At 58.5% G+C, this 22,847-nt stretch carries 22 protein-coding genes; 15 read left to right on the top strand and 7 right to left on the bottom strand.

Going from position 1 to position 22,847, the window contains the following annotated elements; genetic code table 11:
- Positions 1–341: 341 nt before the first annotated feature.
- On the bottom strand, positions 342–1,091 hold the full coding sequence (gene cysZ, locus AC0IM9_RS11370) for a sulfate transporter CysZ (RefSeq protein WP_482804068.1): 750 nt from the start codon (positions 1,089–1,091) through the stop codon (positions 342–344).
- Complete coding sequence (gene mtnA, locus AC0IM9_RS11365) at positions 1,085–2,122, bottom strand: S-methyl-5-thioribose-1-phosphate isomerase (RefSeq protein WP_482804067.1); 1,038 nt, start codon at positions 2,120–2,122, stop codon at positions 1,085–1,087. Before mtnA ends, cysZ begins: the two co-directional genes overlap by 7 nt.
- Positions 2,123–2,439: 317 nt before the next feature.
- On the opposite strand from mtnA, the gene AC0IM9_RS11360 reads away from it, so the two are divergent.
- The 6 genes from AC0IM9_RS11360 (at position 2,440) to AC0IM9_RS11335 (ending at position 7,563) form a co-directional block, all read left to right on the top strand.
- Positions 2,440–3,750, top strand: a complete 1,311-nt coding sequence (locus AC0IM9_RS11360; protein ID WP_482804066.1) for a TRZ/ATZ family hydrolase — start codon at positions 2,440–2,442, stop codon at positions 3,748–3,750.
- Positions 3,751–3,864: 114 nt separating this feature from the next.
- A complete protein-coding gene (ubiG, locus tag AC0IM9_RS11355; RefSeq protein WP_482804065.1) occupies positions 3,865–4,572 on the top strand; it encodes a bifunctional 2-polyprenyl-6-hydroxyphenol methylase/3-demethylubiquinol 3-O-methyltransferase UbiG in 708 nt (235 codons plus the stop codon).
- A gap of 2 nt (positions 4,573–4,574) precedes the next feature.
- Positions 4,575–5,246, top strand: a complete 672-nt coding sequence (locus AC0IM9_RS11350) for an HAD family hydrolase (RefSeq protein ID WP_482804064.1) — start codon at positions 4,575–4,577, stop codon at positions 5,244–5,246.
- Positions 5,237–5,965: an SDR family NAD(P)-dependent oxidoreductase gene (locus AC0IM9_RS11345; RefSeq protein ID WP_278211525.1), complete on the top strand. Its 729-nt coding sequence runs from the start codon at positions 5,237–5,239 to the stop codon at positions 5,963–5,965. Before AC0IM9_RS11350 ends, AC0IM9_RS11345 begins: the two co-directional genes overlap by 10 nt.
- An 8-nt stretch (positions 5,966–5,973) precedes the next feature.
- Positions 5,974–6,522, top strand: a complete 549-nt coding sequence (sufT, locus tag AC0IM9_RS11340; RefSeq protein WP_140912532.1) for a putative Fe-S cluster assembly protein SufT — start codon at positions 5,974–5,976, stop codon at positions 6,520–6,522.
- Positions 6,523–6,675: 153 nt separating this feature from the next.
- A complete protein-coding gene (locus AC0IM9_RS11335) occupies positions 6,676–7,563 on the top strand; it encodes a GGDEF domain-containing protein (protein WP_278211526.1) in 888 nt (295 codons plus the stop codon).
- A gap of 48 nt (positions 7,564–7,611) precedes the next feature.
- Here the strand turns inward: AC0IM9_RS11335 and AC0IM9_RS11330 are convergent, their stop codons facing one another.
- The 3 genes from AC0IM9_RS11330 to mrcB form a co-directional block, all read right to left on the bottom strand.
- On the bottom strand, positions 7,612–8,088 hold the full coding sequence (locus AC0IM9_RS11330) for a copper resistance protein NlpE (protein WP_140912534.1): 477 nt from the start codon (positions 8,086–8,088) through the stop codon (positions 7,612–7,614).
- A gap of 74 nt (positions 8,089–8,162) precedes the next feature.
- On the bottom strand, positions 8,163–8,786 hold the full coding sequence (gene lolA, locus AC0IM9_RS11325; RefSeq protein WP_482804063.1) for an outer membrane lipoprotein periplasmic chaperone LolA: 624 nt from the start codon (positions 8,784–8,786) through the stop codon (positions 8,163–8,165).
- Between the two features lies 1 nt (position 8,787).
- Complete coding sequence (gene mrcB, locus AC0IM9_RS11320; protein WP_482804062.1) at positions 8,788–11,115, bottom strand: penicillin-binding protein 1B; 2,328 nt, start codon at positions 11,113–11,115, stop codon at positions 8,788–8,790.
- 159 nt (positions 11,116–11,274) lie between these two features.
- Here mrcB and AC0IM9_RS11315 point away from each other — a divergent pair, with 159 nt between their 5' ends.
- Positions 11,275–12,501: a glutaredoxin family protein gene (locus AC0IM9_RS11315; protein WP_482804061.1), complete on the top strand. Its 1,227-nt coding sequence runs from the start codon at positions 11,275–11,277 to the stop codon at positions 12,499–12,501.
- A 62-nt stretch (positions 12,502–12,563) separates the two neighbouring features.
- A complete protein-coding gene (locus tag AC0IM9_RS11310; protein WP_140912538.1) occupies positions 12,564–12,833 on the top strand; it encodes a PilZ domain-containing protein in 270 nt (89 codons plus the stop codon).
- A 62-nt stretch (positions 12,834–12,895) separates the two neighbouring features.
- Here AC0IM9_RS11310 and AC0IM9_RS11305 read toward each other — a convergent pair whose 3' ends face one another.
- On the bottom strand, positions 12,896–13,396 hold the full coding sequence (locus AC0IM9_RS11305; protein ID WP_140912539.1) for a putative metalloprotease CJM1_0395 family protein: 501 nt from the start codon (positions 13,394–13,396) through the stop codon (positions 12,896–12,898).
- Between the two features lie 56 nt (positions 13,397–13,452).
- On the bottom strand, positions 13,453–14,520 hold the full coding sequence (gene queG, locus AC0IM9_RS11300) for a tRNA epoxyqueuosine(34) reductase QueG (protein ID WP_482804060.1): 1,068 nt from the start codon (positions 14,518–14,520) through the stop codon (positions 13,453–13,455).
- Between the two features lie 187 nt (positions 14,521–14,707).
- Here queG and AC0IM9_RS11295 point away from each other — a divergent pair, with 187 nt between their 5' ends.
- From AC0IM9_RS11295 to AC0IM9_RS11265, 7 genes are all read left to right on the top strand, one after another.
- The gene (locus AC0IM9_RS11295; protein ID WP_482804059.1) at positions 14,708–16,171 is read left to right on the top strand and encodes an NAD(P)H-hydrate dehydratase; all 1,464 of its coding nucleotides are present in this window, start codon (positions 14,708–14,710) and stop codon (positions 16,169–16,171) included.
- Positions 16,168–16,638, top strand: coding sequence for a tRNA (adenosine(37)-N6)-threonylcarbamoyltransferase complex ATPase subunit type 1 TsaE (tsaE, locus tag AC0IM9_RS11290; RefSeq protein ID WP_140912542.1), 471 nt, complete (start codon positions 16,168–16,170; stop codon positions 16,636–16,638). Before AC0IM9_RS11295 ends, tsaE begins: the two co-directional genes overlap by 4 nt.
- A 35-nt stretch (positions 16,639–16,673) precedes the next feature.
- Positions 16,674–18,215, top strand: a complete 1,542-nt coding sequence (locus AC0IM9_RS11285) for an N-acetylmuramoyl-L-alanine amidase (protein ID WP_482804058.1) — start codon at positions 16,674–16,676, stop codon at positions 18,213–18,215.
- 98 nt (positions 18,216–18,313) lie between these two features.
- On the top strand, positions 18,314–20,191 hold the full coding sequence (gene mutL, locus AC0IM9_RS11280) for a DNA mismatch repair endonuclease MutL (RefSeq protein ID WP_482804057.1): 1,878 nt from the start codon (positions 18,314–18,316) through the stop codon (positions 20,189–20,191).
- Positions 20,192–21,130 carry a tRNA (adenosine(37)-N6)-dimethylallyltransferase MiaA gene (gene miaA / locus AC0IM9_RS11275; protein ID WP_482804056.1) on the top strand — a complete coding sequence of 313 codons (939 nt, stop codon included), beginning with the start codon at positions 20,192–20,194 and terminating at the stop codon, positions 21,128–21,130.
- Positions 21,123–21,722, top strand: a complete 600-nt coding sequence (locus AC0IM9_RS11270; RefSeq protein WP_482804055.1) for a 5-formyltetrahydrofolate cyclo-ligase — start codon at positions 21,123–21,125, stop codon at positions 21,720–21,722. Before miaA ends, AC0IM9_RS11270 begins: the two co-directional genes overlap by 8 nt.
- Positions 21,716–22,843 (top strand): type III PLP-dependent enzyme domain-containing protein, encoded by a 1,128-nt coding sequence (locus AC0IM9_RS11265; protein ID WP_482804054.1) that lies wholly within the window; start codon positions 21,716–21,718, stop codon positions 22,841–22,843. The genes AC0IM9_RS11270 and AC0IM9_RS11265 overlap by 7 nt, the downstream gene beginning before the upstream one ends.
- Positions 22,844–22,847: the final 4 nt, after the last annotated feature.

Raw genomic sequence — 22,847 nt, 5'->3', positions numbered from 1 at the left:
TACATCCCGCCTGGCAAGCCGAGAGACACTCCCGATGAGGAAACTACCGACTGGAGAGCCGTGTGCGGGAGAACCGCCCGCACGGTTCGGAGGGCGGGAAGGGCTTAGGCCCTTTCCGACCCCTATCAGGATGTGAACCAGAAGGTCTGTTCCTTAACTTAACGGCATTGGCTGGGCTGGCGGGGATTATGCCGTTGGTTGATAGCCGGGCGTCACCCCGGCAGGGAGCGCCGGGGGCCTGTTGCTATGGACGGCGAATGCTGCATGCGTCCTTGTCACCCGGGTTCGCTTCGTCTCGGCGATCCCTAGCGCAAAGTCGACGCAACGGTATTGCGCGGGGCTCAGGATGCGGCGGCGGACTCGGTATCCGGGGCCGAAAGCCGGTAGATGTAAATCGTCGCGCCGATCACTGCAGCTTGGCCGATGACCAGATTCAGCAGCGGCAGCGTCAAGCCCAGGCTGGTCAGGCCGCCGAAACTCAGCGCGCCCCAGCGTACCTGCTGTAAAAACTGTTTTTGCCCGGCAAACGCCAGACCGCGCTGTTCCAAAGGGTAGGCCATAAATTCCAAGGCCATGCCCCAGGCGGCGAACCCGGCCCATAACAGCGGGGCCAACAAGTTCACGACCGGTACCGCGAACAACAGCAATAACGGCAGCACCCGCAATAGCAGATAAACGATCCGGTGCAGTTCGCCGAAGAACACCTTGTCCCAGGCCAGTTCCGCCGCCGGCAGCGGCTGGCCGCTGATCAGCGCCAGGGTCTTGGCGGACAGCCGACTGTAATACGGCGCGGCGATCAGGTTGGCTAACAGAGCAAAACTGAAAAATCCGACCACCAGAAAGCTGACGAAAAACAGCGGCCACAGGATCCAGTTCAGCCAGGACAACCAGTCCGGGATGAACTGGTGGATCAAGGCCGACACCATGTGGTAACCCAGCACGAAACCGCCGGTGTACAGCACCATGTTGATGAACAACGGAATCAGCAGGTAATTGCGCAACTCCGGGCGGGCTAGCATGCGCACGCCTTCCCAGAGGCATTGCACCGCAAACAGCGGACTATTGCCGCTTTTGAAATTCAACTTCAACATGGTTGCAAACTCCTGACGCCGTGTTTGCCCGGGTCGACGACGGCGCCACGTTCGGTGACGATCGCGTCGATCAGTTCCGCCGGCGTGACGTCGAACACCGGGTTCCAGGCGCTAACTAGCGAGCCTTCGTGCAAATAGCAATCGGCCAGCAATTCCCGCGGGTCGCGTTGTTCGATTTCGATGCCGGCGCCGTTTTCCAGGTTGAAATCGAAAGTGGAGGAGGGCGCGGCGACCATGACTTTGACGCCGTGTTGCTTGGCCAGCACCGCCAGCGAATAGGTGCCGATCTTGTTGGCGACGTCGCCGTTGGCGGCGATGCGGTCGGCGCCGACCACGATCCAGTCTATCTTGCCGGATTTCATCAGCCAGGCCGCCGCCGAATCGGCGATGAGCGTGGCGGGGATGCCGTCCTGCGCCAATTCCCAAACCGTCAGCCGCGCGCCTTGCAACCAGGGCCGGGTTTCGCCGGCGTAGACTTGTTGCAAGCCGCCGCGGCGGTGCAGGCTGCGGATCACGCCCAAGGCCGTACCGTAACCGCCGGTCGCCAACGCGCCGGCATTGCAATGGGTCAACACCGCTTTTGCGGTACCGATCAGGTCCGCGCCGCGCTCGCCCATGGCTTGGTTGGCAGCATAATCATCGGCGTGGATGGTTTGTGCCAGCTCGGTCAGCGCGGCGACCGGATCGGCCGGATTATTCGCCAATAAACCGCGCATCCTATCCAATGCCCAGAACAGATTGACGGCGGTTGGCCGCGAGGCGGCCAATTGCTCGATGTCGCGGTCGACCGCCGCTTGCCAATCGGCTTGCGGGTAATGGCCCATGGCCGACAACACCACGCCGTAGGCGGCGGCAATGCCGATCGCCGGCGCGCCGCGCACCCGCATCGAGGCGATGGCTGTAGCGACGCCGACGGCGTCGCGGTATTCGTCGTAAGCGATGGTTTGCGGCAGGACGCGCTGGTCCAGTACTTTCAGGCTGTGTCCGGTCCATTGCAGGGCTTGGACCGATAATTGCGATGTTTGGCTCATGTTGTTCGGTTGATGAGGTTATTGGGCTGCGGGCCGTCCAGGGCAAAAGTCGTGGGTGCCGGGCTTTTCTTGCTTTAGAGACTACGGACCGCCGTGGCTTAATTTTAAGCTGGTTCTGAGCGTGGCGGGTAGTTTCCAGGCGTGAGAGCTTGCCGATGCACCTACTAACGGACCAGTCTTGATCGGCATGCCACAAGCCGACCCCGGGGGATTTTTCCGCTGCGTCTTCGATAATCGGGCGGGGAAGGTTAGCTAAGTTATCGGACTGGGGCGGCTTAACGGTTATAATCGCCCATATTTCATACCCGGAGGCTTATATGCAGGTCGATCTCGTGATTCAGGCGCGCTGGATAATTCCGGTCGAACCCGCGGGTCAAATCTTCGAGCACTCCAGCCTGGTGATCAACGACGGCAAGATCGTCGACCTGTTACCCTCTGCCGAAATTGGGGAGAAATACCAGCCGCGTAAGTTGGAAATTCTGGACCGCCATGCCTTGATTCCGGGTTTGGTCAACTGCCATACCCACGCGGCAATGTCATTATTGCGCGGTATTGCCGACGATTTGCAGTTGATGGATTGGCTGCAAAACCACATTTGGCCGGCGGAACAGAAATGGGTCAGCGAGGCCTTCGTTCGCGACGGCGTCGATCTGGCGATTGCCGAAATGCTGCGCTGCGGCACCACTTGCTTCAATGACATGTATTTCTTTCCCGAAATTGCCGCGCATCAGGCCGTGCAACATGGTATCCGCGCCAATATCGGCTTGATCGTGTTCGATTTTCCGACCGTGTGGGCCGAAAGCGCCGACGCCTATCTGACCAAGGGCCTGGCTCTGCACGAGAAGTTGCGCCACGAAAACCTGCTCAGTCTGTCGTTTGCGCCGCATGCGCCGTATACCGTGTCAGATGCGCCGTTACGCAGCGTGCTGACTTATGCCGACGAAATGAATCTGACGGTACATATGCATTTGCACGAAACGGCGCACGAGGTCGAAGAACAAAAACAAAAGACCGGGCAAACTCCGATACAACGCCTGCAACAACTGGGTTTGCTGAATCCGTCGTTCATTGGGGTGCATATGACGCAGTTGACGGCCGCCGACATGGCAGCGTATGCCGAAACCGGCGCCCACATCGTGCACTGCCCGGAGTCCAATCTGAAACTCGCCAGCGGCTTCTGCCCGGTTGCGGAATGTCTGGCGGCGGGGATCAACGTCGCACTGGGCACCGATGGTGCCGCCAGCAATAACGATCTGGACATGATCTCGGAAATGCGCACGGCGGCATTACTGGCCAAGGCGGTGGCCGGTGACGCCGGGGCGGTTTCGGCGGAAACGGCGTTGCGGATGGCTACGTTGAACGGTGCCAAAGCCTTGGGTTTGGAGGCGGAAATCGGTTCGCTCAGCGTGGGTAAGCAGGCCGACGTCGCGGCAATCGACTTGAGCGAACTGGAAACCCAGCCCTTGTTCAATCCGCTAGCGCAGATCGTCTATGCCGCCGACCGCCGCCAGATCAGCGATGTCTGGGTCGCCGGCCGGCAACTCTTGAAAAACCGGCAATTGACCACGATGGATCTGGCGGCGCTCAACGAGCGGGTTGCGGTTTGGCAGCAGCGTTTAAGCAGTTAATTCCCCGGTTTCCTGTTATGAGGGGCGGCAAGGCGTTGCCGTCGGCGCGCAAAGCTCATGACTAATAACCTAGTAATACAGTAAACTATAGGCACACAGAAAAGGTTTGGCATTATGGCGACAGCAGATAACGTTCATCCGCACGAGATACACAAGTTCGGCTCTTTGGCCGAGCGGTGGTGGGATAGCGAAGGCGAATTCAAGACTTTGCATCAGGTTAACCCGTTACGGTTGCAGTTTGTTGGCGAATACGCCGATATCAGCGGTAAGCAGGTGGTCGACGTCGGCTGCGGCGGCGGCATCCTGACCGAAGGTCTGGCCCGGCTGGGCGCCAACGCTCTGGGTATCGATTTGAGCCAGGATTTGCTGGACGTCGCCGATCTGCACGGTTTGGAGTCGGGTGTCGCGGCGACCTACCGCAAAATCAGCGCCGAGCAGTTGGCCGAAGAGCAACCGGCCGGTTTCGACCATGTCGCCTGCATGGAAATGCTGGAGCACGTCCCCGATCCGGCCTCTGTCGTTGCGGCTTGCGCCACCTTGGTCAAACCCGGCGGTACCGTGTTTTTTTCGACCTTGAACCGCGAGCCGAAAGCCTGGTTGTTGGCGATCGTTGCCGCGGAACATCTTTTGAAAATGGTGCCGAAGGGTACTCACGATTACAAAACCTTCATCAAGCCGTCGGAGCTGGGGCGGATGGCGCGCGCTGCCGGTCTGGAATTGCAGGGCATGGTCGGTATCGAATACAACCCGTTCAGCAAGGCGTTTTATCTGGGTAAGGATGTTTCGGTCAATTACATCGCCGCTTTCAAACGCGCCGATTGAACATGACTGGATTCAAGCTCGATTGCGTGCTGTTCGATCTGGATGGGACTTTGGTGGATACCGCACCGGATCTGATTGCCTGTTTGAACCGCACATTGGCCGCGCATGGTTTTCCGGAAGCGGCCGCGGCAGGGGTGAGGCCGCTGATTTCCCACGGGGCCTTGGCGATGATCCGGCATTGCGTCGAGGTGGATCAGGCCGAAGCGGAGCGGATGCTGGAATTTATGTTGAACCAATACGAGGATAACGTTGCCGATTACAGCCGGCTGTTCGATGGGTTGGCAGACAGTCTCCAGGCAATCGAGGCTAAGGGTTTGAAGTGGGGCGTGGTGACCAACAAGAAAACCCGCTTCACCGAACCGTTGTTAACGGCATTGGGGTTGCGCCAACGCGCAGCCTGCGTGATCAGCGGCGATTCGACACCGAGCAGCAAGCCCGATCCGGAGCCGATGTTTGCCGCCTGCCGCGAGGCTGGAGTCGCGCCGGAAAATTGCGTTTACCTGGGCGATGCCGCCCACGACATTACCGCCGGTAAGCGCGCGAATATGAAAACCCTGGCCGCCGTCTACGGTTATCTGAAAGCCGACGACGTCCCCGAATCCTGGGGCGCAGACGGCTTGATCGAGCGGCCGCAACAACTGATGGAATGGATACAGGCGCAGATATGCCGTTAACAGACCAAGTCATTTTAATCACCGGCGCCGGCGGCGGCTTGGGCGCGACGGCAGCCTTAGCGTTGGCGAAGCACGGCGCTCAAATCATTCTGCTGGACAAGAATATTCCGAAGCTGGAGCGGGTCTACGATGCCATCGTCGAGGCCGGTGGGCCGGAACCGGTGATGTACCCGTTCGATCTGGCCGGTGCCAGCGAGGCCCAGTACCAGGAAATGGCCGATGCGATCGAACAGCGTTACGGCAGTTTGCAAGGCTTGCTGCATTCGGCGGTGGAATTCAGCGCCTTCAGTCCGATCGTCAATTACAAGACCAAGGATTGGGGCCATGCGCTGAACGTCAACCTCAACGCGCCGTTCATTTTGTGCCGGGTATTGTTGCCGTTGTTACAACTAAGCCGGCATGCCGCCATCGTCTTTACCAGCGATTCCGGCGCACGCAAGGCGCAGGCCTATTCCGGTGCCTACGGCGTCTCCAAAATTGCGCTGGAAGGCTTTGCCGCGATCCTGGCCGCCGAACTGGAAGCCGGCCAGAAGATTCGGGTCAATACCTTGTGCCCCGGCCCGATCGATTCGCCGTTGCGAAAACGCGCCTATCCGGCGGAAGACAAGGCCGCTATTCCGCCGATGTCCAGTTTGGAACCGCTTTACCTTTATTTATTCGGCGACGCCAGTATCGGCGTTACCGGTCAAATTATTGACGCGCAGACTTTCAAACCTTAAGTATCGCTATGGCAGACAGAGAAGTTGTTTTTCTAACCCGGGATGTCAATATCGTCACAATCCCGGACGGCAATCACGGTACCTTGCAAAAGGGCCAGGAAGTGACGATTCACCAATCTCTCGGCAGCAATTACACGGTGGTGACCGACTACGGCCACATGGTCCGGATTGCCGGCAGCGATGCCGATGCGCTGGGTAAGGAATCTCAGCATCTGCAAACCCTGGTATCGGAAACCGACCGCCAGGCGGTGGAGCAGAATTGCTGGGAAGTGATGAAAACCGTCTACGACCCGGAAATTCCGGTCAATATCGTCGATTTGGGCCTGGTTTACGGTTGCGACGTCACCGGCAATGCCGAGGGCGGTAACGATGTGCATATCCGGATGACGCTGACCGCGCCCGGCTGCGGCATGGGGCCGGTAATTCAGAGTGACGTGGAAAAGTCGATCCGCGCTTTACCGGGCGTCAGTTCGGTGCAAGTGGAAGTGGTTTTGGACCCGCCCTGGTCGCGCGAGATGATGTCGGAAGTGGCGCAGGTACAATTGGGCCTGTTTTAAACTGCCGTTCTTCGTGGCGGCGGAAAATTGCCGCTTCAGGTTGGTGTGGTGGGTTGTTTTTAGTTTAAGTATTTGTTTTTTATTTATTAAATAAAATTGGCACGGAGTTGGCTTTTCCTTCTTGAGCATTGATTCCAGACTCGAGGAAGCGTCATGAAAGAAAAAGCCGCCGAATTAGCCATAGTCAGCAACAAAACCTTCGCTGCGTCGACCGCCGTAAATCTGCATCACTACGATATCAGTAGCGCGTTGCAGACCACTTTGGAGTTCGACGAGCTGATCGCGATCTTCTGCAACAAAATCCAAAACACCATACCGCATAACGGCGTCGAATATACCAATACCGATTTCGACCTGGAATACAAACGCGGCGTGCTGGCTCGCCATTCCTGTTCTTACGCTTTGAAAGTCGAGGAACAGCAGTTGGGCGAGTTGAAGTTGACCCGGAGCCAACGTTTCAGCAAGGATGAGCTGAAAATGCTGGAAAGTCTGCTGTGCTGTCTGATTTATCCGTTGCGCAATGCCACGCTGTTTCAGCAAGCGCTGAAAATGGCGTTCACCGACCCGTTGACCAAAGCCAACAACCGCACCGCGTTTAACGACAGCCTGATGCGCGAAATCAAACGGGCGCATCGTAGTGGCAGCCATTTATCGATGATCTTCGTCGATGTCGACCATTTCAAATCGATTAACGACCAATACGGTCACGAATGCGGCGATTTGGCCTTGGCCTCGGTGGCCGGTTGGTTGAAAGACAGCGTGCGCGGCAGCGACGCAGTCTATCGCTACGGCGGCGAGGAGTTTGTGATTCTACTCAGCGATACCGACATCGACGGCGCCCTGATAATAGGTGAACGGATTCGGGCCGATATCGAGTCGCATACGCTGGCTTACGGCATGGATGTGTTGAATTTGACCGCCAGCCTGGGGGTTGCCACATTGCAAGGTGACGATACCGTCGATAGCTTGTTGAAACGGGCCGATGCGGCGATGTATCAAGCTAAAAAACTTGGCCGCAACCGGGTCGAAGCCGGTTTCTAGCCGGAGGTTGCCGATGCGGCAAATATTGGCCGCATCGGTTGTCGCCGCTTAGTGAGCGTGAGAGGGTTCTTTTTCGGTGATCTCGTTACGGCGCAATACGTAACGTTCGGCTAGCTTGCCGGTGTAGAGGTTACCGGCGCTGTCCAACTGCGTCAGAATGTTGTTGCCGATCAAATACCGGTTACCGATCGCGCCTTCTTTCTTCGGCATCAGGGTCACCGTATCTTTTTTTTCGTCCCAAGTAAATTTGCCTTTCTCGACAAACTCGCGCTCCGATCTGCCGGAGAACGTGGTCATCAAAATATAACTGCCGTTTTTGTTCAAGCCCAATTGGGTTTTGACGCCGGCGCAATCGGCGCAGGGCAGAAACCCGTTATAGACGCCCAGCCAGTGATGTTCTTTAGCGGTATGGTGGGCGTGGGCCGGATCGTGGCCGTCGGCTTCCGGTTCCGCCCACGCCGGCTGTTGTACCGCGAAGGTTGCGGCCAACAAAAATAGACTCAGTTGCGGTTTGAATTTTTGCATGTGGATTCCTCGATACAATGGCAGGTCTTGTTGCTATTGGTGACCATGGTTCCGGCGGACCGGAGCGGCCGCACTTAATTTTCGAACACGTCCGCACCTTTGGGCGGCTTGAAATTAAACAAACTGTCGTCCAGCTTTTGGTTGAGCTGAATGTTGGAAAAATAGATCCGGGTCAGTTGGCCGAAATTATCGCTCAGTTCCATGCCGCCGAGCTGGTTGCCGTTCATGCCGATCAGGATGTATTTGAAGCCGCTTTCCTCGTTTTTCGGCGATAGCTTGACCCAGTTCATGCCTTCGTCCTGGCCCTGTTCCTGCAGGACGAATTTTTCCTCGATATCGACCTGGCCGGTCAACAGCAGTGCCGGCGTGGAGCCGAGCGAGTCGTCCAGTTGCTTGACGGTGACCTGTTCCAGGTCGGCATCGTAAAACCAGACTTTGCCGCTGTTGGACACGATTTCCTGCTCGAACGGTTTTTGGTAGTTCCAGCGGAATTTACCCGGCCGGCTCAAATAAAATTTGCCGCTGCTGGATTGGGCCGGTCGGCCGCTTTTATCGAAGCTGACCTGCTTGAAATCGGCCGCCAGCGACGCGCTGGCCGCCAGAAAACTTTTCAGACGGTTGATCGGCGCCTCGTCGGCATAACCGTTGGTGACGGCTGCGATCGATAAAACCAGAGCGGAGCTTAAGTGACGTAGCATATTAAAAAGGGTTCAGGTTATTGAGCCAGCTTTCGCCGGATTCAGCATTGGCGCCGCATTCGGCGAACTGGGTCGGCGCCGAGCCCTCGACGAACGGCAGCAGTTTGGCGCCGGGGCAGCTCTCGCTGCTGAGCAGGCCGCTCTCGGGATCGATCCAAGTCATTTGGACATTATCCGGCGGTACCAGACTGACCGGCTTTTTCGAAACCTGCCGCATGGTTTCCGCCCAGATCTGTAGCGCGCCGCTACCGCCGGTCAGGCCGGACGGCTTGTTGTCGTCGCGGCCGATCCAGACCACCGATAGAAAGTCGCCGCTGAAACCGGCGAACCAGCTATCGCGCAATTGGTTGGTGGTGCCGGTTTTACCGACCAGCGCCATTTCCTTCGGCAGGTAATTATACGCAGAGTGGCCGGTGCCGGCGTACATCACTTCCTGCAGAATGGTGTTGGTGATGAAGGTGGCTGCCGGGTCCACCGCCTGCCGCACCGTCAACGGGTAACTTTGCAGGGCTTTGCCGTCCGCCGCGTTCACGGCCCGGATCGAGCGTAACGGCGTGGCGAAGCCGTCGCCGGCCAGGGTCTGGTAAAGTTGGGTTACTTCCAGTGGCGTCAGCGGTTGCGCGCCCAATAGAAACGACGGGTACAAATCCACCGGCCGGCTGACACCCATGTTTTTCAAGGTGTTGGCGATTTTGGCCAAGCCAATGTCCATACCGATCCGCACCGTGGCCATGTTGTAGGAATGGGTCAGGGCAGTGTGCAGCGGGACGATGCCGTGCTCGCGGTTGTCGTAATTGTCCGGTGACCAGGACTTGCCGCGCTCGGCTTCGATGCTGATCTGGGTGTCGCTGACCGGTGTGGCGATGGTGTAACGCTCCGGATATTCCAGCGCCGTCAGATAGACCACGGGTTTGATCAGCGAGCCGATCGGCCTGACCGCGTCCAGCGCACGATTGAAGCCGGTGGATTCGCTATTGCGGCCGCCGCTCAGCGCGACGATCTCGCCGCTGTCGCGACGGGTGACGATGGCAGCGCTCTCCAGGTCGTTGCTTTTCGGACTCTTCTCCAATTGCTTGAGCTTGCTGGCCATCGAGCGTTCCAGAATGTCCTGGATCCGGGTGTCCAGCGTCGTGACGATACGCAAGCCTTCGGAGGTCAGATCTTCCTCCTTGTATTCCTGCTTCAACTGGCGTTTGACCAGATCGATAAAATCCGGATAACGGTTGGCGGACCGGTGGATTACCGCAGCGACGCCGAGCGGTTGTTTCTTGGCTTCCACGGCCTGTTGCTCGGTAATGTAGCCTTCGTTCAGCATCGAATCCAAGACCAAATTACGCCGCTCCAGAGTATGTTCCGGCTTGCGCCGCGGATCGTATTCCGACGGGCCGCGCACCAAGGCGACCAGCGTCGCCACTTGGTGCAGCGACAATGTTTTCAGCGACTGGCCGAAGTAGAATTCGCTGGCCAGACCAAAGCCGTGGACGGCGCTGGCGCCGTCCTGGCCCAGGAAGATTTCGTTCAGATAGGCTTCCAGAATCTCGTCCTTGCTGTAGCGGTATTCCAGAATGAACGACATCAACGCTTCCTTGAGTTTGCGGCGCAAGGTGCGTTTCGGCGTCAGGAAGAAGTTTTTCACCAACTGCTGGGTGATGGTACTGCCGCCCTGGACCATGCCGCCGGCCTTCAGATTGGACCACATGGCACGGGCGATACTTTTCGGCGACAGGCCGAAATGGCTGTAAAAATCGCGGTCTTCGGTCGACAGCAGGCCTTGCACCAGGGTTGGCGGCGCTTCGTCCAGTTTGATCAGAATCCGGTCTTCCTTACGGGTTGGGTAAAAGCTGCCGATTTGTACCGGGTCCATCCGCACGATCGCCAGGTTTTCGCCGTTGCCGGCGTCGGTCAAACCGCTGATTGCCGCGCCGGAGAAGGCGACGCTGATTTTGCGGCTCTCCTGCACCGTGTCGCCGAAATTGAAGGCGCGGGTGCGGACGTTAACGACGCTGCCCTTGGTGTTGTATGAGCCTTCGCCGAACAATTGCGGATCCTGCCGGTAATGCAATTCCAGTAATAAGTCCTCGAAGTTCTTGGCGGAAATTTCGTAACCCGCATACAGCTCGACCGGACTGGCATAGACCCGGGCCGGAATCGACCAGCGCTTGCCTTCGAATTGCTGGCGCACGGTGAAATCCAGATAGCCGACGTAAACCGCCAACACGAAACCGCCGATCAGAGCCAGCGGAACCAGTAAGCGTAACAACCAGGATGCCTGGGATTTGGTTTTTCTGCGTCGAACGGCTGATCTGCGGGGTCTGGGTGTTCTGGCCATCAGGTCGGTTTGCGGTTTGCGCTACGGCGATTGGCAGCGCGGATAAAGGGTGAGGCGGTCGCGGCGTTTTGTGCTGCGATGCGGTTGGCCTGATATTATCTAACAAAATCGAGGTGGCTGCGACTTCGGCTGGCAGCTGTTGGTAGGGGAGAAACGGTTATGTTCGCTGCAGCACTAAAGTTTCAAACGCAATCGTCCAGGCGGAGCTTGTGGTTCCGGCTTTGGCTATTGGCCTTGGTTTGGGTCAATTCGGCGTATTCGGCGCCGATTGCCCAAGCCGATATCGAAGCTTTCGTGCGCGACGGTTGCCCGCATTGTGAACGCGCCGAAGTTTTTTTGGCCGAGTTGCAACGGGAACGACCGCAGTTGAACATCGTGATCCGCAATGTCAGCCGCGAGCCCGACGCCTGGCAGCGCTTGCAAAACCTGGCCGCAGCCCAGAGTCCGCCAGCGCCGCTTAGGCTGCCGACCTTCCGGGTCGGCGGGAAGCTGGTTATAGGCTATTCGGCCGAAACCGGCGACCTGTTGTTGCGTGAGGCGTTAGCCGAGACAGGTCCGCCGGCCGCCGTCGAGGAGGCAAGCGGTAGTTGCGAGGTGGAAACCGTGCAAACCTGCGAAGCCGGCAATGCCGCCAATCCGCCGGCGCAGCCTGAGCCGTTCGAACTGGCCGTGCTGGGGAAACGGGTGGCGCTGGACCGGGTAGGGCTGCCGGCGTTTACCGTGGCGATGGGACTGTTGGATGGATTCAATCCGTGTTCGATGTGGGTGTTGCTGTTGATGATATCGATGCTGGCGCCGATGCGGAACCGGCCGCGAATGCTGGCGGTCGCCGGGGCCTTCGTTTTGGTTGAAGGCGTGGCTTACTTCGTGTTTATGGCGGCATGGTTGAACCTGTTTTTATGGATAGGTTTGTCGCGCGTCTCTGAAATTGCGATCGCAGCCATTGCTGTTGCCGCCGGTGCGCTGAATCTGAAGGATTTCTGGGCCCTGGGTGTCGGTCCGTCGTTATCGATCCCGCAAGCGGCCAAGCCTGACATTTATGCGCGGATCCGGCGGATTTTGCAGGCGGAAAACCTGTGGGGCGCGTTGGTCGGTGCAGTGCTGCTGGCGGTGTTGGTGCAAATCGTCGAATTATTCTGCACCTCCGGCTTTCCGGCTTTGTATACGCGAATATTGACCTTGCGCCAGTTACAAGGCTGGGACTATTACGGCTATTTGCTGCTTTATAATCTGGCGTATATGCTAGACGATATTGTGGTGTTGGCGCTGGGCATCGTAACATTGAGCCAACAGCGCTTGCAGCGCAACCACGGCCGTTGGTTGAAATTGGTCAGCGGCGCAGTGATGGTTGGCTTGGGCATGTATTTGTTTGCCCGCGGCGGCTAAGCATAGCGGGCTCGTGGCCGGCTTGGACCGGCTTAAATTCTAAGCAGAATTCAGGAGAATTCGTGATTGACAATAAGCGCAGGCATCCGCGTTTAAAACACCGCGCCAAAATCAAATTGATCGTTCCCGAGTCGTTGGAGAATATCGTCGAAATGCGGGATTTTTCGGAAACCGGCTTGTTTTTGCAGTGCGATAAAGCGCTGATTCCGCCAATCGGTACCGTACTGGAAGTCCAAACCACGGAATTTGACGACGCTCCGGTGCAGTTGGTCAGGGTGGTTCGTATCGATCCGGATTCCGGTTTTGCCGTCGAGTTTTGCAGCAGAGATTGATACCGTTCGCGCTTGCTCGATGGTCCCGGCCGTTCCGGCTAGCGTCCTCAGGCAGTTAGCAATCAGGCGCTTAAATCGATTGTAGCCCCGCCGTTTGCAGAGCCTTGCAGGCTCAGCAACTCAGCCCGGGCTTTGTTCGCCATCGCCGTGGCTCTGGCGGCTACGCTCTGGTCCTGGGCCGACGGATTCGCAGGCGCCAGTGCCGCCCGGCGGATGGTATCGGCCTTCAGCAGCGTCGCCTGCGGGTCACCGGCCACTGCCGATACGTCGATGCTGACGTCGCCGCCGCTGGCGTAGCGTTGGCCATCCGGCCCCGTCACATAATCGTAATTGGCGCCGCTGACGGCGAGGTTGCCGGCTGCGCTCAGATGCGCCTGTTCGTGGGCGCGGACTTCGCGGTCGCGGGCTTTTAACTTTTCAACCAGCTGGCGTTGTTCTTGGCTCAATTCGCCGCTTGTCTCGGCGTTGGCGGAGGGTTGGGGTTTGTTCGACGCGGCAGCGGCCGGAGATCGGCTTTGCGGGGCGTAGACATGGTATGTATTCGACGCGGCGGTTACCTGCATGCTCGTCACCGAAAAGCTTAAACTGGTTCGCAAATATACGCTTTCTCCGCTAAAACTCAAGCGCCAGTCAAACGGCTTAACGCCCAACGGACGTGCTCTGCGACCAGATCGGAGGCATCGTGCAGACGTCGGTTCAATGCGGCCAGAACCTCAGGCGCCGGCCGGCCGTTACCCAGTGCGGTGGCGATGTTGCGCAGCCAGCGTTGATGGCCGATACGGCGGATCGCCGAGCCTTCGGTTTTTTGCAAAAATTCCGCTTCGTCCCAGGCAAATAACTCCAGTAACGTCGCACTGTCCAAACGCTGGCGCGGCCGAAAGTCGGCTTCTGCACTGAGTTTGGCAAACCGGTTCCAGGGGCAGACCAGCTGACAGTCGTCGCAACCGTAAATCCGGTTGCCGATCAGTGGACGCAAATCTTCCGGTATTGGTCCATGCAGTTCGATCGTCAGATAGGATACGCAGCGGCGGGCATCGACCTGGTAGGGGGCGACGATGGCCTGAGTCGGGCAGATATCGAGGCAGGCCCGGCAGTCGCCGCAGTGGTTGCTGGCCGTCTGGTCGGCCGGCAGTTCCAAATCGGTATAGATTTCGCCCAGGAAAAACCAGGAGCCGGCGCGGCGGTTGATCAGATTGCTATGTTTGCCGATCCAGCCCAAGCCCGACTTTTCGGCGATGGCCTTTTCCAGAACCGGAGCGCTGTCGACGAACGCACGGTAGCCGAACGGGCCGATGGCTGTCGCGATTTGATCGGCCAGTTTCTGCAGGCGGTTGCGTAAAATTTTGTGGTAATCGCGGCCCAGAGCGTAACGCGAGACGAAGGCGGCGGCCGGATCGGCCAATAGGCTGTGGCTTCGGGCCGAGGGTTCCGGCAGATAGTCCATTCGGGCTGAAATAATGCTGCGCGTGCCTTCCTGCAATAGCGCCGGCCGGCTGCGTTTCAGCCCGTGCGCCGCCATGTACTGCATTTCGCCGTGAAAATCTTGCTCCAGCCAGTGTTGCAGGTGATTTTCGGCTTGGTGAAGGTCGGTGTCGCTGATGCCGATTTGCTGAAAACCCAGTTCCATACCCCATTGCTTTATCAGGCAAACTAACTGTTCGGTATTGACGGGAGCGGGTGCTGGCATAGTTTATTCAACAAAGGTTGGAACAGTGCCGACCGCAGATTGTAACGGCAGTCCCGGCATTTTTTCGGGACAGCATTGTGGCATAAGTTTAGCGATTTCCGCCGGTCATCGCCGGTTTGGCGATAGAATGACAACCAAATTTTCAACGGTTTCATTTCGCGGAACTCGCTTGCGCTCCGGACAAAACATGCAGATTTCGACTGAAGCTCTTTATTCAACAGCGCAAATTCGTAGCGCCGAAAGCCGGGCTATCGAAGGCCTCGGCATTCCGGGACGGCAGTTGATGCAGCGGGCCGGCAGCGCTTTATTCCGGCAGATTCGGCAGCGTTGGCCCGACTGTGGGCAACTGACCGTGTTTTGCGGCGGCGGCAACAACGGCGGCGACGGTTACGAAGTGGCGCGTCTGGCTCATCAGGCCGGCTACCGGGTCGCGGTATACAGTCTGGCCGATCCGGACAAGTTACCCGCCGACGCTAGCGGCGCTTACCGGGATTTTTTGCAGGCCGGCGGTTGCGTTTCCGATTTTGAGCCCGGCCTTTCCGAGATAGAGGGTGTCGTCGTCGATGCCTTGTTCGGTATCGGTTTGAGCCGCGACGTAGCGGCAGCCTATTTGCCGGCGATAGCCGCCATCAATGCCGCCGGCGGTCCGGTGCTGGCGGTCGACGTACCGTCCGGTTTGCAGGCCGATACCGGGTGCATCCTGGGGGCGGCGGTGGTTGCCGATATGACTGTGACCTTTATCGGCCCTAAACAAGGTTTGTATACCGGTGCGGCGGCCGATTGCCGCGGTGAAGTGGTTTGTGCCGATTTGGAAATCGGCACATTGCTGGTCGGCGTCGAGCCGGCTTCGCTGTTGCTGAAAAATATCGGTATGCCCAAGCGTCAACGTAGTGCGCACAAAGGCCAGTTCGGCCACGTGTTGTTGATCGGCGGTAACCACGGCTATTCCGGAGCGATCCGCCTTGCCGCCGAAGGGGCGCTGCGAGCCGGTGCCGGCTTGGTCAGCGTCGCCACCCGGGCCGCGCATAGCGCCTGGGTCAATATTGCCCGGCCGGAGTTGATGTGCCGGGCGGCGGAACAGGTCGGCGATTTGGAGCAAATGCTGGACAAGGCCGATGTCGTGGTGGTCGGTCCGGGCTTGGGTCGCGATGCCTGGGCCCAGGCCATGTTCGATGGCGCCGTGGCGGCCGGTAAACCCTGCGTGGTCGACGCCGACGGCTTGAATCTATTGGCGCTTGGAAATTCCAGACGCGATAACTGGGTGCTGACGCCGCATCCCGGCGAAGCGGCGCGGCTATTGAACTGCGATACCCGGCAGGTCGGCTCGGATCGGTTTGCGGCGGTTTCCGCGCTGCAGCAACGTTATGGCGGCGTCGCGTTGTTAAAAGGCGCCGGGACTTTAATCGGCGATGGCTCTAAGCACTATGTCGTCGCTGCCGGGAATCCGGGCATGGCTAGCGGCGGTATGGGCGATGTCTTGGCCGGCTTGATTGGCGGCTTGATCGCCCAAGGTTTTTCGTTAGATAAAGCCGCGCTGGCCGGCGCCCAGGTTCATGCCGCCGCGGCCGATAGTCTCGCCGCCGAATTCGGCGAACGCGGCTTGCTGGCCGGCGATTTGCCGCCACGTATCAGGGAATTATTGAATAGATGAACATCGATTTGGAAAGCAGCGAAGACACCGAAGCCTTGGGCGCCGCGCTCTGGCAGGCCTTGCCTGAAAAATGCCTGGTGTATTTGCGCGGCGAATTGGGAGCTGGCAAAACCACCTTGATGCGGGGCTTGCTGCGGGCGGCAGGCCATCGCGGGGCGGTGAAAAGTCCGACTTATACCTTGGTCGAGGAATACGAAATCGACGGCCGGCGGTTGTTCCATTTTGATCTATATCGGCTCAAAGATCCGGAAGAGTTGGAGTGGATGGGTATCGACGATTATTTACAGCAAGATGCATTGTGCTGCATCGAGTGGCCGGAAATGGGGCAGGGGGTATTGCCGCCGGCGGATATCGAGATCGGTTTGCAGTACGCGCGACAGCAACGTGTCGCGCAAATCAATGTGTTAGCGCAAAATCGCGCCGGAACAATTAAACTAAACTGGAAAAACAAAGACCTACTGCTATAATCTAAACAATCTTGTCATTAGCGGTCGCGTCGGTTATGCAGCGAATTTATCGAATTTTCTGGATTTGGGGCTTGTTGTTGCCTGCCGTTTCGGCAGCGGCGACCCAGGCCGAGTTAGGCGCGGTCAGCTACACCTCGGCGGATCGTGTGGTGTTCAGCTTGTCCGGCCCGGCGCGACATCACGCTTTCGTGTTGAAAAGCCCGAGCCGCTTGGTAGTCGATTTTACCGGCGCAAAACTGGCGCAAGCCGTCAATCAGCCGCCGGCCGACCATCCGTTATTTGCCGGTGCCCGCAGTGCGATGCGCGGTAGCGGCGATTTACGGGTAGTGGTTGAGTTGAAAGCGGATGCCGATGCCAAAGTCGCGATGCAAGGCAATGCCTTGCAGGTCGATCTGGCAGCCAAGCCGCTGTCGACCGTGGGCGAACCAGTGGCTTTAGTCCGCGAGAAAACCGCCACTGCCGCGATGCCGCCGCTACCGGCGCCGGAAAAATCGCCGAAAAGATCCGATACGGCAATCAAACCGGTGGCGATGAAGACGGCCAATAAAGCCAAAGGCCGCAACATCGTCGTGGCAATCGATGCCGGTCATGGCGGTAAAGACGTGGGCGCCCAGGGGCCGAACGGCACCCAGGAAAAAGACGTGGTGTTCGCGATCGCCAGGAATCTGGAAAATCTGGTCAATGCCCAGCCGGGTATGAAAGCGGTGATGATCCGAAACGGCGATTATTTCGTCAAATTGGACGAACGCCGCCGGATCGCCCGCGCCGCCAAAGCCGATTTGTTCGTCTCGATCCACGCCGACGCCTTCAGCGATAGCCAGGCCCACGGCGCTTCGGTTTATACCTTGGCCACCAAAGGCGCTTCCAGTGCCGGTGCCGGTTGGTTGGCTGCCAGCGAAAACGCGGTCGACGGCGCGGCGGGAGCCGGCGACGACCGCAATGAAACGCTCGCCTCGGTCTTGATGGATTTATCCAGCAAGGCCGCGAAAGAGGCCAGCCAGAACGTCGGCAATAAAGTCTTGAGAAGCGTGAAAGGCGTGGGCCATTTGCACCGGAGCGCGGTGCAAAAAGCCGGCTTTGTCGTGTTGAAATCTCAGGAAATTCCGTCGATTCTGGTCGAAACCGCGTTTATCTCGAATCCGGAAGAAGAGCGGCGCCTGACCAGCAAAGCGTACCAATACAAAATGGCGGCGGCGGTGTTCAACGGCATCGTCGGCCATTTCAAACAATATGCGCCGGCGGATACGCTGATGGCGCAATTGAACCGTTCCGCCAAGGCACCGCGGATGGTGGCGCTCAATTCCGTACCGGACGAACGGCCGCTACCGGCTCCGGTGGCCAAGTCAAGAGTCGAGGCCAAAGCCTTGCTGGCTGACAACGACGCGGCGCCGGCCGAAGCCATTTCGGTGGTTGCCAGTGGCGCCGGCCAAACTCAGCACGTGATTAATCGCGGCGAGACCTTGTCCGGCATCGCTCAACACTACGGCGTGTCGATGCGGGCGTTGCGTCTGGCCAATTCGATGAACGACGGTAACGTCCGCGTCGGTCAGGTGCTGCAAATCCCGCGCGATAGCTGAGGCATCCGTTGCCGATTGTCTGATCCGTTACGGGGCGAATCATTTCGCCCCGTTTCGTTTTGATCCGCTAAAATACGCGCTTTTTTTCGGGCGCCTCGATGCGGATTCACGCTTTACCCACGCAATTAGTCAATCAAATCGCCGCCGGCGAGGTGGTTGAGCGGCCGGCGTCCGTGGTCAAGGAATTGGTCGAAAATTGCTTCGACGCCGGCGCCACCCAGATTCAAATCGATGTCGAGCAGGGCGGGATTCGCCAGATCAAAATTCGCGACAACGGTTGCGGTATCGTCAAGGACGATCTGGCGTTGGCGCTGTCGCGGCATGCCACCAGCAAGATCGCTTCGCTGGAGGACTTGGAACACGTCGCCAGTATGGGCTTTCGCGGCGAAGCCTTGCCCAGCATCAGTTCGGTGGCGCGGCTGACCCTGATTTCCCGCACTGCCGACGCCGACTGCGCCTGGCAAGTCAGCGCCGACGGCAGCGAGCGTAATTTCGATCCGCAACCCGACCCGCATCCGCCCGGCACCACCGTCGATGTCCGCGACCTGTTTTACAACACCCCTGCCCGGCGCAAGTTTTTAAAAGCCGAGAAAACCGAATTTGGCCATATCGAGAGCCTGATCCAGAAACTGGCCCTGGCCCGGTTCGATGTCGGTTTTGTTCTGAACCACAATCAGCGCGAAGTGCTGAACCTGAAATCGGCTGACAGCCAAGCCGCCCAGGAGAAACGTATCGCGGCGATTTGCGGCGCGGCCTTTGTCGACAATTGCGTCAAGATCGAGTACGCCGCGTCCGGCCTGCGTCTGCACGGTTGGGTGGGCTTGCCGACCTTTTCCCGCAGCCAGCAGGACATGCAGTTTTTCTACGTCAACGGCCGCTTGATCAAGGACCGGCTGGTCGCCCATGCCGTCAAGCAGGCTTATCAGGACGTGCTCTACCATGGCCGCCATCCGGTGTTTGTCTTGTATCTGGAATTGGACCCGGCGCTGGTCGATGTCAATGCCCATCCGACCAAACTGGAAGTACGGTTTCGGGAAGGGCGGATGGTACACGACTTCCTGTTTCAGGCGTTGCATCGCAGTCTGGCCGAGCAACGGCCGGGTTCTCAGCCGTTGCCGCAACGGATCGAAACCGTTGCCGAATTCTCGGAAACCGTGCCGGCGTCAGCGCCGCAGCGGCCAACTTTGAATCAGCAAACGGCGTTACCGATGACGTTTCCGGCGCAAACCGCCGGCAATGCAAGCACTGCTGCGCCGCCGGCGTTTGGCGCTTACCGGTCGCAGCCGGAACGAACTGGCGCGGCCGACGTTGCCGAGCAAATCCAGGCCTACGCCAAACTTTATCCAAAAAACGAGCCAGTGCCGACGCCGCAGGCGGCAACGGATTCGGTCATGCCACCATTGGGTTTTGCCTTGGCCCACATTCACAACATTTACATACTGGCCGAAACCGCCAACGGCATCATTTTGGTCGATGCTCATGCGGCGCACGAGCGGGTGACTTACGAGCGCTTGAAACAGCATTACCTCAACCGGGCCATCGTTTCGCAGCCTCTATTGTTGCCGATCAAATTGCAAGTGACGGCCGCCGAGGCCGATCTGGCCGAGCAAGAGCATGCGTTTTTCCTGACTCTGGGTTTTGAAATCAATCGTTCCGGCCCGGAAACGGTGGTATTGCGGGCAACGCCGGCCTTGCTGGCGAAAACCGACGTCGACCAACTGGTGCGCGATATGTTGGCCGACCTGGCAACCCATGGTGTCAGCCATAAAGCCGAAGAAAGTATCAACCAAGTCCTGGCGACGATGGCCTGCCACGGTTCAGTGCGGGCCAAGCGCAAGCTCAGCATCGAAGAGATGAACGCCTTGTTGCGCGATATGGAACAAACCGAGCGCATCGGCCAATGCAACCACGGTCGACCGACCTGGGTGGCGTTGAGCCACCAAGATTTGGACAGGTTTTTCATGCGCGGCCAATAAATGAGCGAATTGCAAAAACCGGCCGCCATCTTGCTGATGGGGCCGACCGCTTCCGGCAAGACCGCGTTGGGCGTGGCCTTGGCCCAGGCCCTCGATACCGAAATCATCAGCGTCGATTCGGCGCTGGTCTACCGCGGGATGGACATCGGCACCGCCAAGCCGACCCAGGCCGAGCGCGGCGGCGTGCCGCATCATCTGATCGATATCCTTGATCCCAGCGAAGCCTTTTCCACCGGCCAATTCCGCAATCAGGCTTTGGAGCTGATGGCCGACATCACCGCGCGCGGCAAACTGCCGTTACTGGTCGGCGGCACAATGCTGTATTTCAGCGCCTTGACCCAGGGTTTGGCGCAGTTGCCGGAAGCCGATCCGGAAATTCGCCAGCGGCTGGACGCGGAGCTGGAATCGCTGGGAAAGGAAGTGCTGCATGCCCGCTTGGCGCAAGTCGACCCGCAAGCGGCGGCGCGCATTCACGTCAACGATCCGCAGCGCGTGCAACGCGCGCTGGAAGTCTACGAAATCAGCGGCCGGCCGTTATCCAGTTTTTTCGGTGCCGAGCAACAAGATGAGCATCCTTACCGCTTTATCAAACTGATCGTCGCGCCGGAGCAACGCAAAACCTTGCACGATAAGATCGCCGAGCGTTTCGATTCAATGCTGGAGCTGGGCTTTCTCGAAGAAGTCCGGGCATTATGGCAACGCGGCGATCTGGACGAAAGCATGCCGTCGATCCGCTGTGTCGGTTATCGCCAAGCCTGGTCTTATTTGAACGGCGAATACGATCTGGCGACAATGCGCGACAAAGCCATCATTGCTACCCGGCAACTGGCCAAACGTCAATTTACTTGGCTACGCAAGGAGCAGGATGCCTGCCATTTGATCAGCGGCTCGACCGATCTGCTGCAACAAGCGTTACATCACTGCCGCGAACGTGGATAAAGCTAACCAACGCCAAATCGCTTACGCCGCCCGCAATGCCCAGCCTGATAAGGAAACGCTGAGCATTGAAATCTGCAACCGGGTTATCGCGCAGTCCTGGTATCAGGCCGCCGATACCGTGATGTGGTATCTGCATTGCCGCTCGGAAGTGCGGACTTTGCCGACCGTCGCTGCCGAACTGGCCGGCGGCAAGCGTATCGTCGTGCCGTATTGCACGGTCGATGCCGCTGGGCACAGGCAACTGGGACTGTGGCATTTGCAAGCGCTCGACGAGTTGCGGCCGGGTATGTGGAATATTCTCGAACCGCCGCGCGAGCGCTGGCAGGAGCCGGCAAAGCGGGTTCGCGCCGAGGAACTGGATGCCGTCATCGTGCCCGGTGTGGCTTTCGATCGGCAGGGCGGACGGCTGGGTAACGGTGCCGGTTACTACGACCGGTTATTGGCATGCGTGCGGCCCCACGCGGTGTTGGCGGCAATCTGCTACGAAGCGCAGCTGTTACCGGCGGTTGCGATGGACCGGCACGATGTTTTCATGGACTTTGTTGTCACCGAGCAGGCGGTTTATTCGGGCCGGGGCCGAGCCGGATGTTGAATGCTGCCGAACTGAAACGGCACATCTCCAGCTCTCCGGCCTTTGTGTTGGATGAAGCGCAGGTGCTGGCCAATTTACAACCGTTATCGGCATTGCGCGCGGCGGGCGGCTGCAAGGTGTCGTATGCGATCAAGGCCTTGCCTTTGGCGCATCTGTTGGGATTGATCAAACCGCAAGTCGACGGCTTCTCGGTCAGCTCCTTGTTCGAAGCCAAGCTGGCACACGAAATTTTGGCTGATCAGGGAAGCATTCATTTGACCACGCCCGGTCTGCGTCAGGACGAATTCGCTGAAATGGCTGAGCTGTGCAGCCATATCTGTTTCAATTCCTTGTCGCAGCACCAGCGATTCTCCGGTCTGATCGCTCATTATTCGCCGGGCTTGCGGGTCAATCCCAAATTGCCGTTTGCGGCGGATCGGCGGTTCGACCCTTGCCGGCCGCATTCCAAGCTCGGGGTTGATATCGAGTTGTTGCGGGATGGCGTGCCGGGCGGCGTCGCGGGTTTGCAGTTCCATACCGTGTTTTCTTGTCGCGATTTGGCACCGCTGCAAACAACCGTGCAAGCCTTGCGGCCCATTCTGGAACGCAATCGACAACTGCGCTGGTTGAATCTGGGCGGCGGTTATCTGTACCACGATATCGCCGATCTTGAGTCGCTGGCCGAGCTGATCGCCGGGCTGCGTTCGGAGTTTGCCATTGAGGTGTATTTGGAGCCGGGTAAGGCCATCGTCGGTAACGCCGGTTATTTGGTGGCGACGGTGCTGGACCGTTTTGTCAGCGACGGCAAGCAGGTGTTGATGCTGGATACTTCGATCAACCACCATCCGGAGGTGTTCGAGTACCAAATCAGGCCGCGTTTGTTGGACGAAGTTACCGAGGGTGGTCAGTCCGCGATTTTGGCCGGTTCGACTTGTCTGGCCGGCGACGTGTTCGGCGAATACCGTTTCGATCGCGTTCCGGAAGTCGGCGAAAAACTGGTGTTTGCCGATGTCGGTGCTTATACCCTGATCAAGGCCAACCGGTTCAACGGCTACAATTTGCCGGATGTTTATACCTGGAACCGGTGCGGGTTAACATTGCAGAAACGTTACGATTATGCCGATTATCGCCGGCAGTGGTAAGCCG

It is taken from the genome of Methylomonas sp. Uni0011, assembly GCF_056850255.1.
The sequence above is the reverse complement of the archived record's forward strand: the minus strand, read 5'-3'. Positions and strand labels throughout refer to the sequence as shown.

Coding starts and splice junctions, on each gene's coding strand:
- cysZ (WP_482804068.1), bottom strand. CDS start 1,091: ATGTTGAAGTTGAATTTCAAAAGCGGCAATAGTCCGCTGTTTGCGGTG.
- mtnA (WP_482804067.1), bottom strand. CDS start 2,122: ATGAGCCAAACATCGCAATTATCGGTCCAAGCCCTGCAATGGACCGGA.
- AC0IM9_RS11360 (WP_482804066.1), top strand. CDS start 2,440: ATGCAGGTCGATCTCGTGATTCAGGCGCGCTGGATAATTCCGGTCGAA.
- ubiG (WP_482804065.1), top strand. CDS start 3,865: ATGGCGACAGCAGATAACGTTCATCCGCACGAGATACACAAGTTCGGC.
- AC0IM9_RS11350 (WP_482804064.1), top strand. CDS start 4,575: ATGACTGGATTCAAGCTCGATTGCGTGCTGTTCGATCTGGATGGGACT.
- AC0IM9_RS11345 (WP_278211525.1), top strand. CDS start 5,237: ATGCCGTTAACAGACCAAGTCATTTTAATCACCGGCGCCGGCGGCGGC.
- sufT (WP_140912532.1), top strand. CDS start 5,974: ATGGCAGACAGAGAAGTTGTTTTTCTAACCCGGGATGTCAATATCGTC.
- AC0IM9_RS11335 (WP_278211526.1), top strand. CDS start 6,676: ATGAAAGAAAAAGCCGCCGAATTAGCCATAGTCAGCAACAAAACCTTC.
- AC0IM9_RS11330 (WP_140912534.1), bottom strand. CDS start 8,088: ATGCAAAAATTCAAACCGCAACTGAGTCTATTTTTGTTGGCCGCAACC.
- lolA (WP_482804063.1), bottom strand. CDS start 8,786: ATGCTACGTCACTTAAGCTCCGCTCTGGTTTTATCGATCGCAGCCGTC.
- mrcB (WP_482804062.1), bottom strand. CDS start 11,115: ATGGCCAGAACACCCAGACCCCGCAGATCAGCCGTTCGACGCAGAAAA.
- AC0IM9_RS11315 (WP_482804061.1), top strand. CDS start 11,275: ATGTTCGCTGCAGCACTAAAGTTTCAAACGCAATCGTCCAGGCGGAGC.
- AC0IM9_RS11305 (WP_140912539.1), bottom strand. CDS start 13,396: ATGCAGGTAACCGCCGCGTCGAATACATACCATGTCTACGCCCCGCAA.
- queG (WP_482804060.1), bottom strand. CDS start 14,520: ATGCCAGCACCCGCTCCCGTCAATACCGAACAGTTAGTTTGCCTGATA.
- AC0IM9_RS11295 (WP_482804059.1), top strand. CDS start 14,708: ATGCAGATTTCGACTGAAGCTCTTTATTCAACAGCGCAAATTCGTAGC.
- tsaE (WP_140912542.1), top strand. CDS start 16,168: ATGAACATCGATTTGGAAAGCAGCGAAGACACCGAAGCCTTGGGCGCC.
- AC0IM9_RS11285 (WP_482804058.1), top strand. CDS start 16,674: ATGCAGCGAATTTATCGAATTTTCTGGATTTGGGGCTTGTTGTTGCCT.
- mutL (WP_482804057.1), top strand. CDS start 18,314: ATGCGGATTCACGCTTTACCCACGCAATTAGTCAATCAAATCGCCGCC.
- miaA (WP_482804056.1), top strand. CDS start 20,192: ATGAGCGAATTGCAAAAACCGGCCGCCATCTTGCTGATGGGGCCGACC.
- AC0IM9_RS11265 (WP_482804054.1), top strand. CDS start 21,716: ATGTTGAATGCTGCCGAACTGAAACGGCACATCTCCAGCTCTCCGGCC.